This window comes from Tannerella forsythia (genome assembly GCF_003860135.1).
In the GTDB taxonomy this organism is placed as follows: domain Bacteria; phylum Bacteroidota; class Bacteroidia; order Bacteroidales; family Tannerellaceae; genus Tannerella; species Tannerella forsythia_A.
On sequence record NZ_RQYN01000119.1, the window covers coordinates 1 to 1,408 of the forward strand.

At 42.8% G+C, this 1,408-nt stretch carries 1 protein-coding gene; it reads left to right on the forward strand.

Features of this window, described 5'->3' with window-relative positions; translation table 11 throughout:
• Window positions 1-68 precede the first annotated feature (68 nt).
• A partial coding sequence (locus EII41_RS13535; RefSeq protein WP_260425604.1) for an IS5 family transposase occupies window positions 69-1,408 on the forward strand: 1,340 nt, incomplete at its 3' end.

Sequence of the window (1,408 nt, forward strand, 5' to 3'; positions counted from 1 at the left end):
GTTGCTCCTTAAAATATATTCATTAAACTGTTTGTCAATAAAATAAATGGAATAATTATTGGATATTCTTGCAGGATTTAGTATCTTTAGGCAGTAAAACACTGCAAATTATGTTAGGAAAATTACCGAAAAAAGGACAACGCGATCTGTTTCGCCCCATGCTGAAAGACTTTATCGATATGGGACATGAACTCGTTCTTTTGTCAGACAAGATTGATTGGTCCTATTTTGAAAAAGAATTTGCCCCTTTGTATTCACAACGGGGTGCACCAAGCGTTCCCATCCGTTTAATGGTCGGCTGCCTACTCTTGAAGCATCTGTACAATCTCGGAGATGATCGTATTCCCGAGTATTGGGTTCGGGATGTTTATTTCCAATACTTTTGCGGCTGTGAATTTTTCGAGCACGAGTTTCCTTTTGATCCGAGCGACTTTGTCCATTTTCGTAACCGTGTGGGAGAAGAAGGAATAGGGAAAATATTTGCTTACAGTGTAGGGCTTCACGGTAAAAAACTACCCGGACAAACAAGTTTTGTTCTTTCAGACACCACTGTTCAAGAAAACAACACGACCTTTCCTACCGATGCCAAGCTTTGCAAAAAGGTCATCGACAAGTGCAATGCCATTGCCGGTAAGGAAGGGATCAGGCAGCGCCGGAGCTATAGGCGTGAGAGCAAACAGTTGGTTCGGGACACATACAACGGTAAGCATCCCAAACGTAAGAAACGTGCCGACAAAGCCAAACGCCGCTTGAAAACGATAGCCAATATCCAACTTCGGGAACTTGAACGTAAAATGACAGAGGCACAAAAAAAGCAATACGAACAGACCCTTTCAATCTGCAATCGTGCAGTGAATCAACAGAAAAACGACAAGGACAAAATCTACAGTCTGCATAAACCCTTTACCCGCTGTATTGCTAAGGGAAAGGCGCACAAGCAATATGAGTTCGGCAATAAAGTGGGGATGATAACCACGGGTAGAAAAGGGCGGAAAATTATCACGGCTATAAAAGCATTTTTGGGAAACCCTTACGACGGTGATACCATAGATCCACTACTTGCACAGATGGAAGACGGTCGGTTGAGATTACCCCAAGAGTTGATTTATGATCGGGGCGGAAAGGGGCGCAAACAAATAAGGGGGGTAAGCATCATCACTCCCGGTAAACGCAAAGCCAAAGATACCCCTTGTCAAAAACGGCAGAAACGAAACAAATGCAGAGCCAGAGCGGCAATAGAGCCTATTTTCGGACATCTTAAAAAGGACTTCCGCATGGAACAGAATTACCTGTGGGGCGAAAAAGGCATACAAATCAACGCTTACCTGGCAGCTACGGCTTGGAACTTGAAGAAAATGATGGAAAAGTTGAAAGAAAAATTTTTATATTTTATTTTCGGTTGGTTTTT